Genomic DNA, 15844 nt, shown 5'->3' on the forward strand with positions numbered 1-15844 from the left:
TGAAGTCACTGAACGCGAACATGAGGACGAAGGAATGAAACACTGGAAACAAGCGATAGGAAGCTTGGCCTTGGTAGGTGTCCTGGTTGCTCCAGCAGCGATGGCTTTCGGCGGTGGTGAAAGCGGTCAGGGGCGCGGATTTGAATATATGGTCCGCCAGCTTGAGTTGACCGAAGGCCAGCAAGCACAGCTGAAGGCCAATCGTGAGAGTACTCGTGAAGCGCGAATGGCGCAACGTGAGCAAATGATTGAACTGCGCCAGCAAATCAATGAAGCGATCGAATCTGGTGCTGACCAGACGACACTGGACCAGCTGGGTGAGGAGCTTGGCAAACTAAAGGTTCAGCAGATGCAGAATCACGATACGATGAAAGAACAGTTCAAGGCCATTCTGACTGATGAGCAGAAGGCCAAGCTGGAGCAGCTTAAGAGTGAGCGCAAAGCGCGCCAAATGAAACGGCGCGATGAAAGCTCTGCAAGCCAGGATACTGAGTCCTAGGCCCCCCAACCAAAGACTCCTTGTGCGATCCGCTGGGTGCACCCTTCCCCAAGGCCCAGCAGGTTCATAACCCTTAGCCCCCGCTGCCCCGGGGGCATTTTTCTTTATACCTGCCGAAACCTGATCAGATAGGTAACTTGCTGAGCCCGGTTATTGCTGGGAGAATACGCCGCCTTGTAATTTAGTATGTAGCGGCCCGGACTGGGCGGAGAGGGTTGACTGTGAATAAAATCGGCTTGTTCTATGGCAGTGATGAGGGTAATACCGAGTCTGTAGCTTTGCGCATCCGCGCCCGCCTTGGCGAAGACAATGTAGACCTGTTTGATATTGCCGATGTCACCCAGTTGGATATTGCTAATTATCAGTACCTTATCTTTGGAATCCCTACATGGGACTTTGGTCAGATTCAATCTGACTGGGAAGAGTTCTGGGAGGATGTGCAGGAAATCGATTTTAGTGGAAAGACCGTCGCTTTATTTGGCCTGGGAGACCAGTTTGGGTACGGCGACTATTTCCTGGATGCGATGGGCATGCTCCACGATGTTATTGTGGAAAAAGGAGCCACTATAGTCGGTCACTGGTCCACTGAAGGCTATGAGTATGAAGCCTCAAAAGCTGAAGTCGAAAGTGGAGCAAAGTTTGTCGGTCTGGCTATTGATGAAGACCAGCAGGAAGAGCTGACCACAGAGCGGCTGAATCGCTGGTGTCAGCAAATAGCTGAAGAGCTTGCGCTTGACAGTGATGTTCTTGAGCTGGATGACTGATTCGTTATGAAAAACTCCCTGTTGTTCAGCGAGTTTTGGCCCTGGCTGGCAGAGCATACAAATTGCATCGTCAGGGCCGGAAGTAGTGATTCGGTAGTATACGATGATGATGACTACCACTGGCGCTTCACCGCTGAAGATGCCCGTACCAAGTTGGTTCAGGTAATGCGCGGTAAACGACCCGTCGCCGAGCTGTTTATTGAGCCTGAACATATAGCCGCTGTGCGTATTTCTCCCGGGGAGCGGGGAGAGTACAACTTTGACCTGGTAGCAGAAGTCCAGGGGCGCGAACAGGTTGTTTATTACTTTGTTCTGACTCACTCACTGGAAGATGTGGATACGAAACAAAATCCCTCCTCAGCCGCTCTCCATTAAAAAGATTTTGATGTTGTGGAAGTTATACTAGTCAGGCCTGTATAACTTCCGGATTAAATTTCTAACTTAAATTCTATCCCTCTCTTTTATTTCCCTTCACAGCAATTAGTTTGAAAATTTTTTTACAGTTGGTGCATTTTGTAAGCTGTATTTATTATAAAAAGCGCTTGTTGTGAGTTCTTAACAAAGGTTTACCACAGTTATCCCCCGTTTACACGGCGCCCACTTACTATGTACTTACTGAATGCAAACGAGAGGGTTGAACGATGAAAAACTGGAAAACTGTAGTAGGTAGTTTGGCTTTGGCTGGCGTTGTAGCAGTACCAGCCGTTGGTATGGCATGTGATGGTAAAGGACGTATGGAAGGTCGCGGCCATGGACCAGAAAAAATTGCTAAAGAGCTGGACCTGACGGAAGCTCAAAAGGATCAACTGAAGGAGCTTCGCGAGTCCAACCGTGAAGGAAAAATAGCTAAGCGCGAAGAAATGCACAAAGCGTATGAAGAGTTGCGTGAAGCAATACGTTCCGGTGCCGATCAGCAGACACTGGCAAGCCTGGGGGCGGAGATTGGCAAACTGGAAGTCGCTAAAATGCAGAGCCGCAACCAGATGCGTACTCAATTTGAGTCTGTATTAACAGATGAGCAGCTCGCCAAGCTGGAAACCCTGAAGGCTGAAAAAAAGGATCGTCATATGAAGAAGTGGAAGGCGTATCGCGATCATGGTTGAGTGAGAGTCTTTTTAGGTGATCGCGAAATAGAGAACATGTAGCCCCTGGTTGATTGGGGCTACATTATCAGTTTAATACTCTACCCTCTGCTGGGCTGTTTTTCGGCCGCTCCAACACCTATATGCTCGTCTAAAAACTCAAGAAGTTCTGTATAGAGTTTCATATTATTTTCTTCTGTGTAGAACCCGTGGCCTTCTCTTTTCACAAATAAAGTTTTAACAGGCTTGTTCATTTTTTTGAACTCTTTCACCATGGCTTTTGCGTGTTCAAAGGGAGCCCTTTGGTCTTCTTCACCATGAATCAAAAATATCGGCAAATTAAGCTTTTCCAAGCTGTAAAGGGGGGAGTTTTCATTGAGGAAATTTTTATCCCTGCTGAGTTCTCGGTTTAAGTAAGCAATTCCGCGATCCCTCTGCTTGATATCCCCTTTTGTATACATCATTTCTAAGTTATATATACCAACATAACCTGCCGCACACTTGTAGAGACTGGGGTGGCGAATTGGATTCATAAGTGCCGAGTAGCCACCGAAGCTTGCACCATAGATACATATACGCTCAGGATCAGCGTAACCTTTTTCTATCGCCCACATTACTGAATCGGCAATATCCTGTTGAATCTTATTGCCCCATTCCTTCTCTCCAGCGGTATAGAACCCTCCACCGTATCCCGTTGAGCCTCGAAAATTCATTTGCAGAACCAAGTAACCGTTCATAGACAATATTTGAGCGGTTTGGTTGTAATTCCAATAATCACGAGAGTGCGGCCCGCCGTGAGGAATTACGACCATTGGCAGTCTTTCTTTTCTCTTCTTGGGGAATGTTAAGTAGGTGCCAATGCGAAGCTTGTCGTCAGTTATAAATGAATCTGCAACCATTGGATTGAGTGCTTGTGGGTCTAGCCACTCTGATGAGGAAATTAGGAAGTCAACTTTTTTGGTTTTAGTATTAACTAAGAAATAATCTCCAGGAAGCCTGTCGCCATATACTCTTAATACCCCTAAGGAACCGTCAGTTGTAAAGCTTGTAAATAGAAGGTTGTATCCATCAAAGGCCTTTTTTAGGCCGCGGAAATATGCAGAAAATCCATCGCCATCATCAAAGAAATATTCCTCAGGGTAGTCTGGGTGGAGATACACTCCAAGTGGTCTTAAATCTTTGGGGTTATAAATGATGCCTTCGATATCTGAAATTTCATGCTGGAATACAGACTTGAATTCCATTGACTTGGTATCTAATTTAATAAGTTGTTCAGTGTTGTCACTGTGATATATCGATAGGTAGAACTCATTGGTTGTTGAGTCTGAACCAACAGGGGTGCCATTTTTTAATACAGGTTGGTCTACTAACTTCCAACCATTATCAGTCATTTGATAAAGCTGCTGATAACCTTCTTCATGTGTGCCAGTGGCAAATACTATATTACCTGCATTATCTGTGTGAACAACCCCGTCAACCTCTGGAAGTCGAGCTACTTTTTTCTTGATACCACTGTAGATATCTAGCTCTAAAATCTCTCCAATAGCTTCTTGGTTTTGAGCCCATGGGCGTGTGGATATCAGTATCTTTTTATCTTTATGGATTAGAGGATCTACCAAGTCAGCGTGTGCATATGTGGCTTTAGCTTTTTTAAAGCGAGTGCCAGTTTGCATTTCACCACTTGAGTGACCAAAAATATTTTTGGCTTTCGTATTGTCGTAATTGACTGCATAAAGCGAACCATAAGTGACAGGAGTTTCCAGTGAGGTTTGTCTGGACACTATCTCAGCAACAACCCGCTCATGGTTGGCCCAGAAAAAATCTCCTACCTCTTCCTCACCGCGAAAACGTAAAAGACCTGTAACTTTCCTTGTTTCCAAAGACATGAAAATAAGCACTCTCTCACCTTCGTGGAGTTTTCGTATTGCTATATGTGTACCTGTTGGTGAGATTTTAACTTCTTCTATATCAGCATGACGTATTAAGTCATTTAAGGGAATTTGACTAGAGAGGACTAAGGTGGGCCAGAGAAATAGTAGAAATATTAGTTTGCGCATGATCTCGTCCATGTCTGTTGTTTAAGAGATTATGCGGTACAAATGACACTAGTAACAAGATTACTCAGTGGGCTCAAAGAGCCCACTGAAAATAAAGTGTCAAAATATAACAAATTGAATGGTTATTTATCTTGCTACAAGGTCTTCGCTTTCTTGGTTGGGATTATGTTTATCAAACCAATATAAAATCGATGCAACTTTTGCCACTAGCTGGCTTGGCCTGGCAGCGATACTGTGGGATGCCCCCGGAATGCGAACCATGGCAGCATCAACGTCATTAAGTTTTAGTGCTTGATAAAACTGCTCTGTTTCCGACATCGGTGTGCGGTAGTCCTCTTCCCCGGTTAAGAGCATAGTGGGAGTGGTAACGTTTCCGACATAGGTGAGCGGTGAGCGACGCCGGTATTCCTCAGGTTTCTCCCAGGGCATCCCTGAGAACCAATAGCTGGTAAAGAATCTGGAATAATCGGCAGTTAAGACAAAGCTTTCCCAGTTGATGACAGGCTTGGCGACAACAGCGGCCCTAAAACGGTCAGTTTTACCAATGATCCAGGCTGTCAACGTGCCTCCGCCGCTGCCACCAGTAACAAATAACTGCTCTTCATCAATATAACCTTGAGAAATTACAGCGTCGACGCCAGAGATCAGGTCGTCGTAATCCTGGCTCGGGTAGTTATGGTGAATTAAGTTGGCAAATTCATGGCCGTAGCTGGTGGAGCCGCGGGGGTTAGTGTACAGAACAACGTACCCAGCAGCGGCAAATAACTGGACTTCGGCGGCAAATCTGGGGCCGTAATTAGAGAAGGGGCCACCGTGAATTTCCAATAGAAGGGGATATTTCTTCTCGGGATCGAAATTGGGTGGGTAAGCGACCCAGCCCTGAACATCTCGGCCATCAAAGCTCGATTTGTAGTTGATCTCCTCAATATTTGCCATCTCGCGCAGTGGCATCAGGTCGCCATTGAGCTCGGTGAGTGCCTGGGTTTTGCCGTTGCGCGCTAGAGCCAGTTCGGCGGGATTTTGAGGGGTTGTTTGTGTGTAGGCGATGTCCCCGCGTTTGGAGACTGCAAAATTGGCACCGGAGTATGGGCGTCCCAGCGAAAGGCCTCCAGCGTCGCTGGCCATTAGGGTTTCGCTGGAACCAATTTTCTTGATGGCAATTTTGGTGGAGCCGTGATCGTCGTAGCTATAGGCAATTCGCTTGCTATCGCCCAGCCAGTGGAAGTTGGAGATGCTGCGATCCTTGGCAGTTTTTATTTTACGGGACTTCCCGCTATTGAGATCCAGGACGCGCAGAGTATGTTGTTGGTATCCGAGCTTTTGATCCTCAAAGCCTAAATAGGCCAGCTTCGTACCATCTGGAGACATCTGCGGGTGATGGTCGGGACCATAACGTTCGGTAATTTGCTCGATACTGCCGTTTTGTAGGCTCACCTTGTAAATTTCCGAGTTCATCAGCTCGATTTCGTGATCGGGATGACGATTGGCTGAGAAGTAAATTGCATCGTTATTTTTACTCCAGGCGAGACTGCTGTGATGATCGTACTCGCCTTCGGTAAGCTGGCGAGGGGTACCGCCCTCTCGAGGGATCACAAAAACCTGTACATGCCCCTGCTTTAAATAGCCCATGCCATCTGAACGATAAATACTGCTGTCGATAAACTGTGGTGGCTTAGCCCACTCTGCGCCTTCCGGGGCACTGGGGAGCTGTACTGGCAGAGGTTTGCTTTCCGGTACGAACATAGTGAAAGCTATTTGCTTACCATCCCGTGACCACTGGATATTGGAGGGGGATTTTGGCAGGTGAGTAATCTGCAGATTCTGGCCATTATCTAACCACAGCAGGTGGATCTGCGGGCTGCCACTGCGGGTGCTGATAAAAGCGATGGTCTTCCCGTCTGGAGATAGCTGTGGGGAGTAATCGGAGTAGTCTCCAGAGGTCAGAGGGCGGTGATCTTTGCCATCGGTACCGATACGCCAAAGGTTCGCGCGCTTGCCGTCTTTCATTTTGTTCATTGAGTTGCGGACGTAATAAATACTTTTCCCGTCACTGCTGAACTGAGGGCTACTCGCGTATTCGAGGTTAAATACATCCTCGTAACTAAAATTGGGTAGTTGGTTATCAGCGAGCGCAGGGCTGGCGATAAACATCGCTGCGACAATTTTTATTAGCCGGTTCATGATCTTTAGGCTCCTCCTTCTTGTTTCCTAGAGGATACCTGAGGAAGGGGGGACAAAGGGAGTGATCCGTTGACTGGTGTGCTCGACGGGATAATCCGTGATGGAGCAACAGGGTGGCTGACCTGCTACTCCGTTATTTGGCCGAATATACCTGTAAAATTTTGAATTAGTTGGTTGCCAAATCCTCGCTTTCATTTTCTCTATCGGGTTTGTGTTGATCAAACCAGTAGAGGGTCGAAGCTACTTTAGAGATTCTCTTGCTGGGTCTATCGGAAAAGTTATGGGATGTGTTTGGAAGGCGCACCATAGCTGCCTCTACATCATTTAACTTTAGTGCTTGGTAAAACTGCTCGGTCTCAGATATCGGGGTGCGATAATCGTTTTCTCCAGTCAATAGCATGGTCGGTGTAGTGACATTGCCAATATATGTGAGTGGAGAGCGGCGTCGATACTCCCCGGGGGCCTCCCAAGGCATCCCGGAAAACCAGTAGCGAGTAAATATTTTGGAGTAATCGGCGGTTAGAACAAAGCTCTCCCAATTGATTACCGGTGCGACAACTACCGCAGCCCTGAATCGTTCAGTTTTACCAATAATCCAGGCCGTCAGTGTGCCGCCGGCACTCCCACCTGTGACAAATAATTGATCCTCATCGATATAGCCTTGGGCGATAACTGCATCGACACCTGCCATTAGGTCATCGTAATCCTGGCTAGGGAAGTTGTGATGGATCAGGTTGGCAAACTCATTGCCGTAGCTGGTAGAGCCACGAGGGTTAGTGTAGAGCACGACATAGCCTGCGGCGGCAAATAGTTGCATTTCGGCAGAAAAGCGCGGGCCGTAGTTAGATAGTGGGCCACCGTGAATCTCAAGTAACAGGGGGTATTTATTTTGGGGGTCGAAATTTGGGGGGTAGGCGATCCAGCCCTGGATATTGCGACCATCGAAGCTGGATTTATAGTTGATCTCTTCCACATGGGCCATATTGCGTAGAGGTATCAAATCACTGTTGATCGCCGTGAGAATTTTTATCTTACCGCCACGAGAAATTGCAAGTTCTGCGGGAATTTGAGGTGTGGTTCGGGTATAAACTACGTTTCCAAGTTTGGAGACAGCAAAATCTGAAAAACTATAGGGCGCGCCTAGTGTCAGTCCACCAGCGTCATCCGCTATCAAGGTTTCCTTTCCGCCAATTTTCTTAATGGCAATTTTGGTTGAGCCATGATCGTCATAGCTGTAAGCAATACGCTTACTGTCAGCGAGCCACTGAAAATCGGAAACGCTACGATCGCTGGCAGTTTTTATTAGCTGGTTTTTTCCACTAGCGAGGTCGATCACTCGCAAAGTGTTTTGGTGGTAGGAAAACCGCTGATCTTCATAGCCTAAATATGCCAGCTTTCTTCCGTCGGGTGAGATTTGAGGTTGAAAATCGGGGCCAAATCTCTCGGTTACTTGCTCAATATTTCCATCGTTGATATTTACCTTGTAAATTTCTGAATCCAGCAGTTCAATTTCATGATTTGGGTGGCGATTTGCTGAAAAGTAAATGGCCTTATTATTTTTGCCCCAGCTGAGCTGGCTGTTGTGCTCGTAGTCCCCACTGGTGAGCTGACGGGGAGTGCCTCCTTCACGGGAAATCATGAAAACCTGTGAATTACCCTGCTCTAAGTATCCCTGGCCCTCAATGCGATACAAGCTCTTGTCGATAAACTTAGGTGTTTCCTCCCACTCGCCCCCTTCTGGTGGTGTGGGAAGCTCCACTGGCAGCGGTTTGTTCTCGGGCACGAACATGGTGAAGGCTATATGCTGACCATCGTGGGACCACTGGATATTTGATGGGGCTTTGGGTAGATGGGAAATTTGCTCACTTTTACCATTGTCTAGCCACAACAAATGTATCTGGGGCTTTCCACTCCTGTCGCTGATAAAGGCAATGGTTTTTCCATCTGGAGATAGATGTGGCGAGTGATCGTGAAAATCTCCCGAGGTTAGGGGGCGATGATCTTTGCCATCATCGCTGATATACCAGAGGTTTGCCCTTGTGGTATCTGCCATTTTGTTCAGGGAGTTGCGCACGTAATAAATATTTTTATCGTTAGTGCCAAACTGTGGGTCGCTGGCGTACTCCAGGTCGAAAATATCCTCGTAGCTAAAATTGGGTGAATGTTCATTTGTATTTGCGTGGGTGGAAAATGCCGGGCTTGCAATAACTGCCGCAGCAATAAACTTTATAAACCTATCCATGGCCCGTGAGCTCCTTTTTATTGTTAGATACAGCATACCGAAGGGGTGTCAACAGAGGGGATAAATACGCTGAAGTGTAGTATTGAAGGGATAGTCAGTTTATTTGGCGGATAAACCTTTTGGAGTTTTACTTTCTCAAAAGGAAAGCCGGGGCAGATCAAAATTAAACTTGGTGCTTTCGTCTTTTTTGAGCCTGTAAAATAAGCCAGATTAATCGAAATAGTAGCTATGTTAATACTTTCCGATAAATATCTTTGAGAGTATCAAACTGGTCGATCCCAACCATTTCGTCACACTGTGTGAATAGTAGTTTTCGGGTTCTAATTCGGTAACCACAATTCTGGTGGGCACGGTTCTAATGGGACCTGGGTGTGTATTGGGCTAACGGAACAAGGGGTGACCTACCACTACGATAATAGCGGCTGTATTGAAAAGGAGGTGAGCTACGGTACTTGGTGGCTTTAGGTTTCACTCTGCCATGTGTTGGCCGTTTCCTCTACGAAACTTCGATAGCTTCGCGGACCCTGTGGTAAAAGTGCGGCCTGAGCCTCGAGATCTTCCTGATTGACTGGATGGCCGTTTGTTTTGAACCAGCGATGCATGATCAGAAGATCGAAATTCAGCCATGGAGGCACCATGGTTTCGATGCTGTTGGCAAAGTCTTCCGGCGTTAGGTCAGGGTAGATGACGGCGCGACCAAGTGCTATGGACCAGAGTGCAGCGGTTTCATTGCCGTTAGGGGCATCCAAACTCGACAAAAGAAATACTTCGTTCTTCGCCCTTATGTCTAAGAGTGCTGACGCTGCTGCGAGCGCAACATCACGGGTATCGATGCGTGCAACCGGGTGGGCCCCCAACGGCGTTGCATAAGCTCCTGCAGTGATCACATCCTTCTGAACAAGATCATTCTGAGCGAAGTAGGTGGGCCGTAGTATCGTGTGCGCGATCCCACTTGCTCGCAGCGCTGTTTCAATGGCGAATTTTCCACCCGCATGGGGAATCATCGGTGCGCGAACTGCAAGATCGCTCGATAGATAAACGATGTGCCTGGGGGGTGATTCAGCGGCGATCGCCAGTGTGGAGAGGCCTTGATGAGTCTCCTTGGGACTATTTGCGATGAGAAGAAAGACACTCTCAACTCCCTTAAATGCGGACCTCAGGGTGGAAGGATCGTCCATATCGGCAATGACTGTATCAATATCATCGGGGAGACTTGCGGCATAGGCAGTCGATCGTGTGGCGACCCGGATCTTTGCTCCACTCGCATATAAGATCGGAATGAGGGCCCGGCCGACGTTTCCTGAGCCGCCAAAGATGAGGACAGTCATCGATGTGATCCATTGATGATGCTCAGGGCCAGACTGCGCAAAAGAATGCGCGAAAAGGTTTGTCGGCGTGCCACCCTACCGGGGCATTCAATGGTGCGAAGAAGCTGTCGCCGGCGTGGAAGGCCTCCTCGCCGTTTGACGTTGTGACCCGTACCGACCCCTCCAGCATACATATCAGCTCGCTCCGACTGAAATCTGTGATATCGCAACGACAAGGGCCGGATATTAATGTGCCGACCTGGATCCTGCCATCACCAGACTCGTATGCCAGATGCCGGGCTTGGTGTGGCTCTAGAGTGCTGAGACTGGTCTCTTTGCAGTCGTCTTCTGAAATGTTTGGAAGCGGGCGCACGACTCTCAGCTTAGACGGATCAGTCTCTGCAGGATACTCATCATTGAATAAATTGATAAAGTACTTGCGGTAGTATACCGGCATGTCCCATGCGCAATTAAGGCCTTGCGGGAGGAAAAACGGCTCTCCAGCAGAGATAACTTCTTTGTGTCCTGTTTCGTCGATAATGCCGACGTGGCCCTCGATCAGAAGCATGAACTCAAAGAGTGGATAGGGATTGAGCCCTGTGCTGCTTCCGCCAGAGCAATCCCAGGTCCCAGTGCAGAGGCCGTTGCGCTCAAAGGCTTTATACCCTCGCTGGATAGGTGTCGGGCCGGTAAGAAAAGAGGGAGGGATGACAGCCCAGGACTCAAGGCCTTCGCCACTTGGGTTGTGCGGGTCCAACTTGATTACGCTTTTCATGGCGTCTTTCTCGAGGGCTCGAGTTGGTGGCAGGAGCCGCGCGACTCGAGAATCAGTGAGCGGTTGGTGGTCGTCGGCGCGATTCACTAAGTATCTCTGCCGCAACTCATTTAGTAGTCTAATCCAACTTGGCGATAGATGTTGCTCTCGATAAATTGTGTCGGCCCGAGCCACCCTGCACGGTCTGGAGCAATGGGATGTTGTATTGGCAGAGTTGGCAAATACGCTGAATAGTAATATTCAAGAGGTAGCCAGTTTTTGGCAAGATAAACCTACTGGAGTTTTACTGCCCCAGCCATGAAAGCCGGGGCCTCTCAAAAGAATACTTTGAGCTTTCGCCCTTATGAGCCTCTAGGTTGAGTCGGATTAATTTAAGTGAGTAACTCTTTTAAGACTTCCCGATAAATATCTTTAAGGATATCCAAGTGGTCGGCCTCAACCCTTTCGTCCACTTTATGGATAGTGGCATTTACTGGTCCCAGTTCTACGACCTGGGCTCCGGTAGGGGCAATAAAGCGGCCATCGGAAGTGCCACCGGCGGTCGATAGCTCCGTTTTTTCCCCAGTGATGGTGAGAATTGCCTGCTGAGTTGCCTGAACCAGTGGGCCTGCGGCAGTGAGAAAAGGCAATCCGGATAATTTAAAATTCGCCTCGTACTTGAGGTTATGCTTATCCAGGATTGCGCGGGCCCGAGTCTCAAGGTCTTCGGCGGTTAATTCAGTGGAAAAACGCCAGTTGCAGAGTAAATCCACTTCGCCGGGAATAACATTGGTTGCGCCGGTGCCGCCATTGATATTGGAAACCTGGAAGCTGGTTGCGGGGAAGAATTTGTTCCCCTGGTCCCACTCTTCGGCAGCGAGTTCAGCGAGAGCAGGGGCCAGGGTATGAATCGGATTCTCGGCTAAGTGAGGGTAGGCTACATGGCCTTGGGTGCCGAGAACTTTTAGTTCCAGGCCGAGTGAGCCCCTGCGCCCATTTTTGATGATATCGCCAACCCGTTCACTACTGGATGGCTCGCCGACGATACAGCAGTCAATCTTTTCTCCCTGTTCCTCTAGCCACTCGACAACCTTAACGGTGCCGTTTATTGCGGGGCCCTCCTCGTCGCTGGTGATCAGAAATGCTATGCGACCACTGTGGTCTGGGTGTGCCGCAACGAACTCCTCACAGGCAACCACCATGGCTGCCAGGGAACCCTTCATGTCCGCCGCACCGCGGCCATATAGAAAACCGTCACGAATTTCAGGTTCGAACGGGGGGGAGCTCCAGTTTTCTTCTGGGCCTGTGGGTACGACATCGGTGTGCCCGGCAAAGGCGAGTAGGGAGCCTTCACTAGAGCCATCGCGTACTGCCCAAAAATTATCGGTGTCACCTCTGCGCAATTTTGTTACCTGGAATCCTATTTTTTCCAGGCGCTGGATCATAAGGTCCATACACCCCGCATCTTCGGGGGTGACAGAGCGGCGGCAAATCAGGTCGAAAGCGAGTTGGAGGGTGGGAGTCACTTGGGCTTTCCTTGTATAGGGAGATGGGCCGCAAAGAAGCGGCTAGAGGGGTGGGGTGCATCGGTGCAGAACTGAAGTTCCGCACCGTGCAATTTTAATTGCTGTGTAGAGCTTCATTGAGCTCGATAGCACTCTTGTTGGTGAGACATTCCACTGCACCATTAGTGGAGTTGCGGCGGAATAGTAAATCGGATTTTCCGGCCAGATCTCTGGCCTTGATGTGCTCTACCAGCTTGCCGCTGTCATCCAGCAGGGCGATTTTGGTTCCAGCGGTAATGTAGAGCCCTGCCTCGACAGTGCAGCGGTCGCCAAGGGGAATGCCGATGCCGGCATTAGCGCCGAGCAGGCAGTTATCGCCTACCGAGATAACGATATTTCCGCCGCCGGAAAGCGTGCCCATGGTGGAGCTGCTGCCACCGAGATCGGAACCTGCGCCGACAAATACCCCGGCGGAAATACGGCCTTCAATCATGCCGGGCCCTTCGGTGCCAGCATTAAAGTTAACAAAGCCCTCGTGCATGATTGTGGTGCCTTCCCCAAGGTATGCGCCCAGGCGCACTCGAGCGGTGTGTGCGATACGAACCCCAGCCGGTACTACGTAGTTGGTCATTTTGGGGAATTTATCAACGCAGGAGACATCCAGGTACTCGCCTTTGAGTCTTGCATCCAGTTGTCGCTGCGGTAATTCCTCGAGATCGATGGCCCCCTGGTTGGTCCAAGCGACATTAACCAGCTTGCCAAAAATACCATTGAGTTTGGTCTCGTGGGGTTTTACCAGACGGTGGGAGAGAAGATGTAGCTTTAGGTAGGCCTCGGGCACTGACTGCGGGGCTTCGTCAGTAGCCAAAATAACTACTGCGAGTGGTCTTTGGGAATTGGCGAATTGCTGCAGGATTTCCGCCTGGTCAGCGGCGCCTGCACTGTGGAGAGCATCGGCTAATTTCTGTAGCTGGGTGGAGTCCAGAGGCAGGCTGTGATTTCCCTCTGCCACGCCCAGAGTTTCAGTAACTGCGTTAGCGATTTCTGCGCTGGGTTTAAACAGGGGTTTGGGGTAGTAAACTTCGAGCCAGTCGCCCTTGCTGTTACAAGTGCCGACACCAAAACCGATGCTGTAAATATTGCTCATGGTGGTTATCTCCTAATTCGACTAGCTTTGCAGTTGTTCGAAGGTCGCCTCTTTAAAACCGAAAAGGGTTTCCTTTGAGGTGGTGGTGACCGGGCGTTTGATTAAGGTAGGGGTCGCACTGGCCAGATCTAAGGCGAGTGCATTGTCCATTTTGTTTTTCTGTTCATCGCTCAGTTCACGCCAGCTCGTTGAGCGGCGATTCAGGACCTCCTGCCAGCCAAATTTATCCAGCCATGCTTGTAGGGGAACATCTTCCATGCCGTCTACGCGAAAATCGTGAAAGCGATAATCGACTCCATTTTTCTCCAGCCATTTGCGGGCTTTTTTTACGGTGTCACAGTTTTTAATGCCGTACAGAGTAATCACGGTTACGCCTTTTTGGTTTTCTTGGGGTTTTTACGGTTGGGGTAGCAGGTTGTGCAGATTTCACAGACGGTGCCGTCGCAGCCTCGCGCAGAGCAGAACTCGCGACCGTAGAAAATAATCTGCAGGTGCAATTTATTCCACTTGTCTCTTGGGAACAGCCGCTTCAGGTCTTTTTCCGTCTGGGTGACATTTTTGCCATTCGTCAGGCCCCAGCGCTGGGCCAATCTGTGAATGTGAGTATCGACGGGAAACGCCGGGTGCCCAAAAGCCTGTGACATAACCACGCTCGCCGTCTTGTGTCCGACCCCGGGCAGGGTCTCCAGTGCGGCCATATTCTCGGGCACTTCGCCGTGGTATTCGTTGATCAGGATCTGCGAGAGCTTGCTGATGGCTTTGGATTTTTGCGGTGAGAGGCCACAGGGGCGAATGACTTTCTGGATCTCCTCTACTGGGACCTGCGCCATATCCCTGGGGTTGTCTGCCAGCTGCCAGAGCGCAGGGGTTATCTGGTTGACACGCTCATCGGTGCATTGCGCGGATAGGAGTACCGCAACCAACAGGGTATAGGAGTCTTTGTGATCGAGAGGAACGGGAGTTTCCGGGTAGAGTTCCTCCAGGCGCTGCAAAATATAAGTAACGCGCTCTTGCTTGAGTAGATTTTTTACTGCCATTGTTAAGATATGCCTGGGCGTGGAGTTCCTGTATGTGCTCGAGTTGTCAGTTGTTCTTGAAAAGTGAGTTGGCCTTACCTGCAAAATGCCTTTATACGGTGCGCTGCGTCGATGCACTCTTGCAGTGTCGCTACCAGTGCCAGACGCACATACTCGCGACCGGGGTTCAAGCCGATGCTATCGCGGGCGAGAAATGCACCGGGAAGTACCGTGATATTTCGCGCCTCGTAGAGTTCCTTGGCAAAACGCTCACCATCCCCGACCTTGGGCCATAGGTAAAAGCTTGCCTGTGGCTGTTGTACCTCTAGGCAGCCGTCGAGAATTTCGAGAACTGAAGAAAACTTTTCACTGTAAAGCGCGCGATTCTGGCGGACGTGTTCCTCATCCTGCCAGGCTGCGATCGAAGCATATTGATTGGGCAGCGGCATGGCGCAGCCGTGGTAAGTTCGATAGAGCAAAAACTTTTGCAGCAGATCGGCATCACCGGCGACGAAGCCCGAGCGAAGCCCGGGTAAGTTCGAGCGCTTTGATAGGCTGTGGAATACTACACAGCGGCGAAAGTCTGTTCGCCCCATTTCCTCGCAGGCCTGTAATAATCCTACCGGCGGTGATGACTCGTCAAAATACAGCTCCGAATAACATTCATCGGAGGCGATGGTGAAATCGTAGCGGTCTGCCTTCTCTATCAGCTGTTTAAAATCTTCAGCTTCGAGAAGAGCGCCGGTGGGGTTGCCGGGAGAGCAGAGGTAAAGCAATTCGCATTGCTGCCAAACCGATTCCGGCACCGAGGTGAAATCTGGTTTGAATTGGTTTTCTGCTACACAGTTAATAAAGTGCGGCTGCGCCCCGGCGAGAAGGGCCGCGCCCTCATAGATCTGGTAGAAGGGATTGGGCATCAGGACTTTGCTGCCTGCGGAAACGGTCGCCTGGGCGAATGCAAAAAGTGCTTCCCGGGTCCCGTTGACCGGCAGCACCTGGCTATCTGTGCTCACATTGGATAGCTGAAAACGCTGGCTCAGCCAATTGGCGATCGCCTGCCGCAGGGGCTCTATTCCCTTGGTCAGTGGGTAGGCGGCAAGCTTGTCCAGGTGTCGAACAAGCTCTGCACTGACAAACTCCGGTGGCGCATGCTTGGGCTCACCGATGGATAGTGCAATATGCGGTTTGTCCGCCGCTTGGAGGCCCTCTTTCAGGGCTTGCAGCTTGGTAAATGGATAGGGCTGCAGCTGTTCCAGATTTGGGTTCATGGTCGTGAGCGGGCCTCGGGCG

The 15844-nt window shown here is 49.7% G+C and carries 15 protein-coding genes; 5 read left to right on the forward strand and 10 right to left on the reverse strand.

Going from position 1 to position 15844, the window contains the following annotated elements; genetic code table 11:
• Positions 1–34 precede the first annotated feature (34 nt).
• The 4 genes from ACJJIS_RS05385 (at position 35) to ACJJIS_RS05400 (ending at position 2366) form a co-directional block, all read left to right on the forward strand.
• The gene (locus ACJJIS_RS05385; RefSeq protein WP_475709646.1) at positions 35–499 is read left to right on the forward strand and encodes a Spy/CpxP family protein refolding chaperone; all 465 of its coding nucleotides are present in this window, start codon (positions 35–37) and stop codon (positions 497–499) included.
• 221 nt (positions 500–720) lie between these two features.
• Positions 721–1263 carry a flavodoxin gene (locus ACJJIS_RS05390; protein WP_475709647.1) on the forward strand — a complete coding sequence of 181 codons (543 nt, stop codon included), beginning with the start codon at positions 721–723 and terminating at the stop codon, positions 1261–1263.
• Positions 1264–1269: 6 nt separating this feature from the next.
• The gene (locus tag ACJJIS_RS05395; protein ID WP_444925558.1) at positions 1270–1638 is read left to right on the forward strand and encodes a hypothetical protein; all 369 of its coding nucleotides are present in this window, start codon (positions 1270–1272) and stop codon (positions 1636–1638) included.
• A gap of 266 nt (positions 1639–1904) precedes the next feature.
• Positions 1905–2366, forward strand: coding sequence for a Spy/CpxP family protein refolding chaperone (locus ACJJIS_RS05400; RefSeq protein ID WP_444914382.1), 462 nt, complete (start codon positions 1905–1907; stop codon positions 2364–2366).
• A gap of 80 nt (positions 2367–2446) precedes the next feature.
• Here ACJJIS_RS05400 and ACJJIS_RS05405 read toward each other — a convergent pair whose 3' ends face one another.
• The 5 genes from ACJJIS_RS05405 to ACJJIS_RS05425 all read right to left on the reverse strand — a co-directional run bounded on the left by ACJJIS_RS05405 (position 2447) and on the right by ACJJIS_RS05425 (position 10907).
• Positions 2447–4402 (reverse strand): alpha/beta hydrolase family protein, encoded by a 1956-nt coding sequence (locus ACJJIS_RS05405; RefSeq protein WP_475709648.1) that lies wholly within the window; start codon positions 4400–4402, stop codon positions 2447–2449.
• 126 nt (positions 4403–4528) lie between these two features.
• Positions 4529–6583, reverse strand: coding sequence for a S9 family peptidase (locus ACJJIS_RS05410; protein ID WP_475709649.1), 2055 nt, complete (start codon positions 6581–6583; stop codon positions 4529–4531).
• 166 nt (positions 6584–6749) lie between these two features.
• A complete protein-coding gene (locus ACJJIS_RS05415; RefSeq protein WP_475709650.1) occupies positions 6750–8825 on the reverse strand; it encodes a S9 family peptidase in 2076 nt (691 codons plus the stop codon).
• 461 nt (positions 8826–9286) lie between these two features.
• Entirely contained in the window at positions 9287–10153 is an 867-nt protein-coding gene (locus ACJJIS_RS05420; RefSeq protein WP_444933836.1) for an SDR family oxidoreductase, read from the reverse strand.
• Between the two features lie 22 nt (positions 10154–10175).
• Positions 10176–10907, reverse strand: coding sequence for a cupin domain-containing protein (locus tag ACJJIS_RS05425; RefSeq protein ID WP_444896528.1), 732 nt, complete (start codon positions 10905–10907; stop codon positions 10176–10178).
• A gap of 157 nt (positions 10908–11064) precedes the next feature.
• Here ACJJIS_RS05425 and ACJJIS_RS05430 point away from each other — a divergent pair, with 157 nt between their 5' ends.
• On the forward strand, positions 11065–11208 hold the full coding sequence (locus tag ACJJIS_RS05430; RefSeq protein ID WP_413662825.1) for a hypothetical protein: 144 nt from the start codon (positions 11065–11067) through the stop codon (positions 11206–11208).
• 70 nt (positions 11209–11278) lie between these two features.
• Here ACJJIS_RS05430 and dapE read toward each other — a convergent pair whose 3' ends face one another.
• From dapE to dapC, 5 genes are all read right to left on the reverse strand, one after another.
• Positions 11279–12412, reverse strand: coding sequence for a succinyl-diaminopimelate desuccinylase (gene dapE, locus ACJJIS_RS05435; RefSeq protein ID WP_475709651.1), 1134 nt, complete (start codon positions 12410–12412; stop codon positions 11279–11281).
• Between the two features lie 94 nt (positions 12413–12506).
• Positions 12507–13538 carry a 2,3,4,5-tetrahydropyridine-2,6-dicarboxylate N-succinyltransferase gene (gene dapD / locus ACJJIS_RS05440; protein ID WP_475709652.1) on the reverse strand — a complete coding sequence of 344 codons (1032 nt, stop codon included), beginning with the start codon at positions 13536–13538 and terminating at the stop codon, positions 12507–12509.
• Between the two features lie 21 nt (positions 13539–13559).
• On the reverse strand, positions 13560–13904 hold the full coding sequence (locus tag ACJJIS_RS05445; protein ID WP_475709653.1) for an ArsC family reductase: 345 nt from the start codon (positions 13902–13904) through the stop codon (positions 13560–13562).
• A gap of 2 nt (positions 13905–13906) precedes the next feature.
• The gene (gene nth, locus ACJJIS_RS05450) at positions 13907–14575 is read right to left on the reverse strand and encodes an endonuclease III (RefSeq protein ID WP_413662821.1); all 669 of its coding nucleotides are present in this window, start codon (positions 14573–14575) and stop codon (positions 13907–13909) included.
• Positions 14576–14649: 74 nt separating this feature from the next.
• Positions 14650–15822, reverse strand: coding sequence for a succinyldiaminopimelate transaminase (gene dapC / locus ACJJIS_RS05455; RefSeq protein ID WP_475709654.1), 1173 nt, complete (start codon positions 15820–15822; stop codon positions 14650–14652).
• Between the last annotated feature and the right edge of the window lie 22 nt (positions 15823–15844).

Source organism: Microbulbifer maximicatervae (SeqCode) (assembly GCF_056231245.1).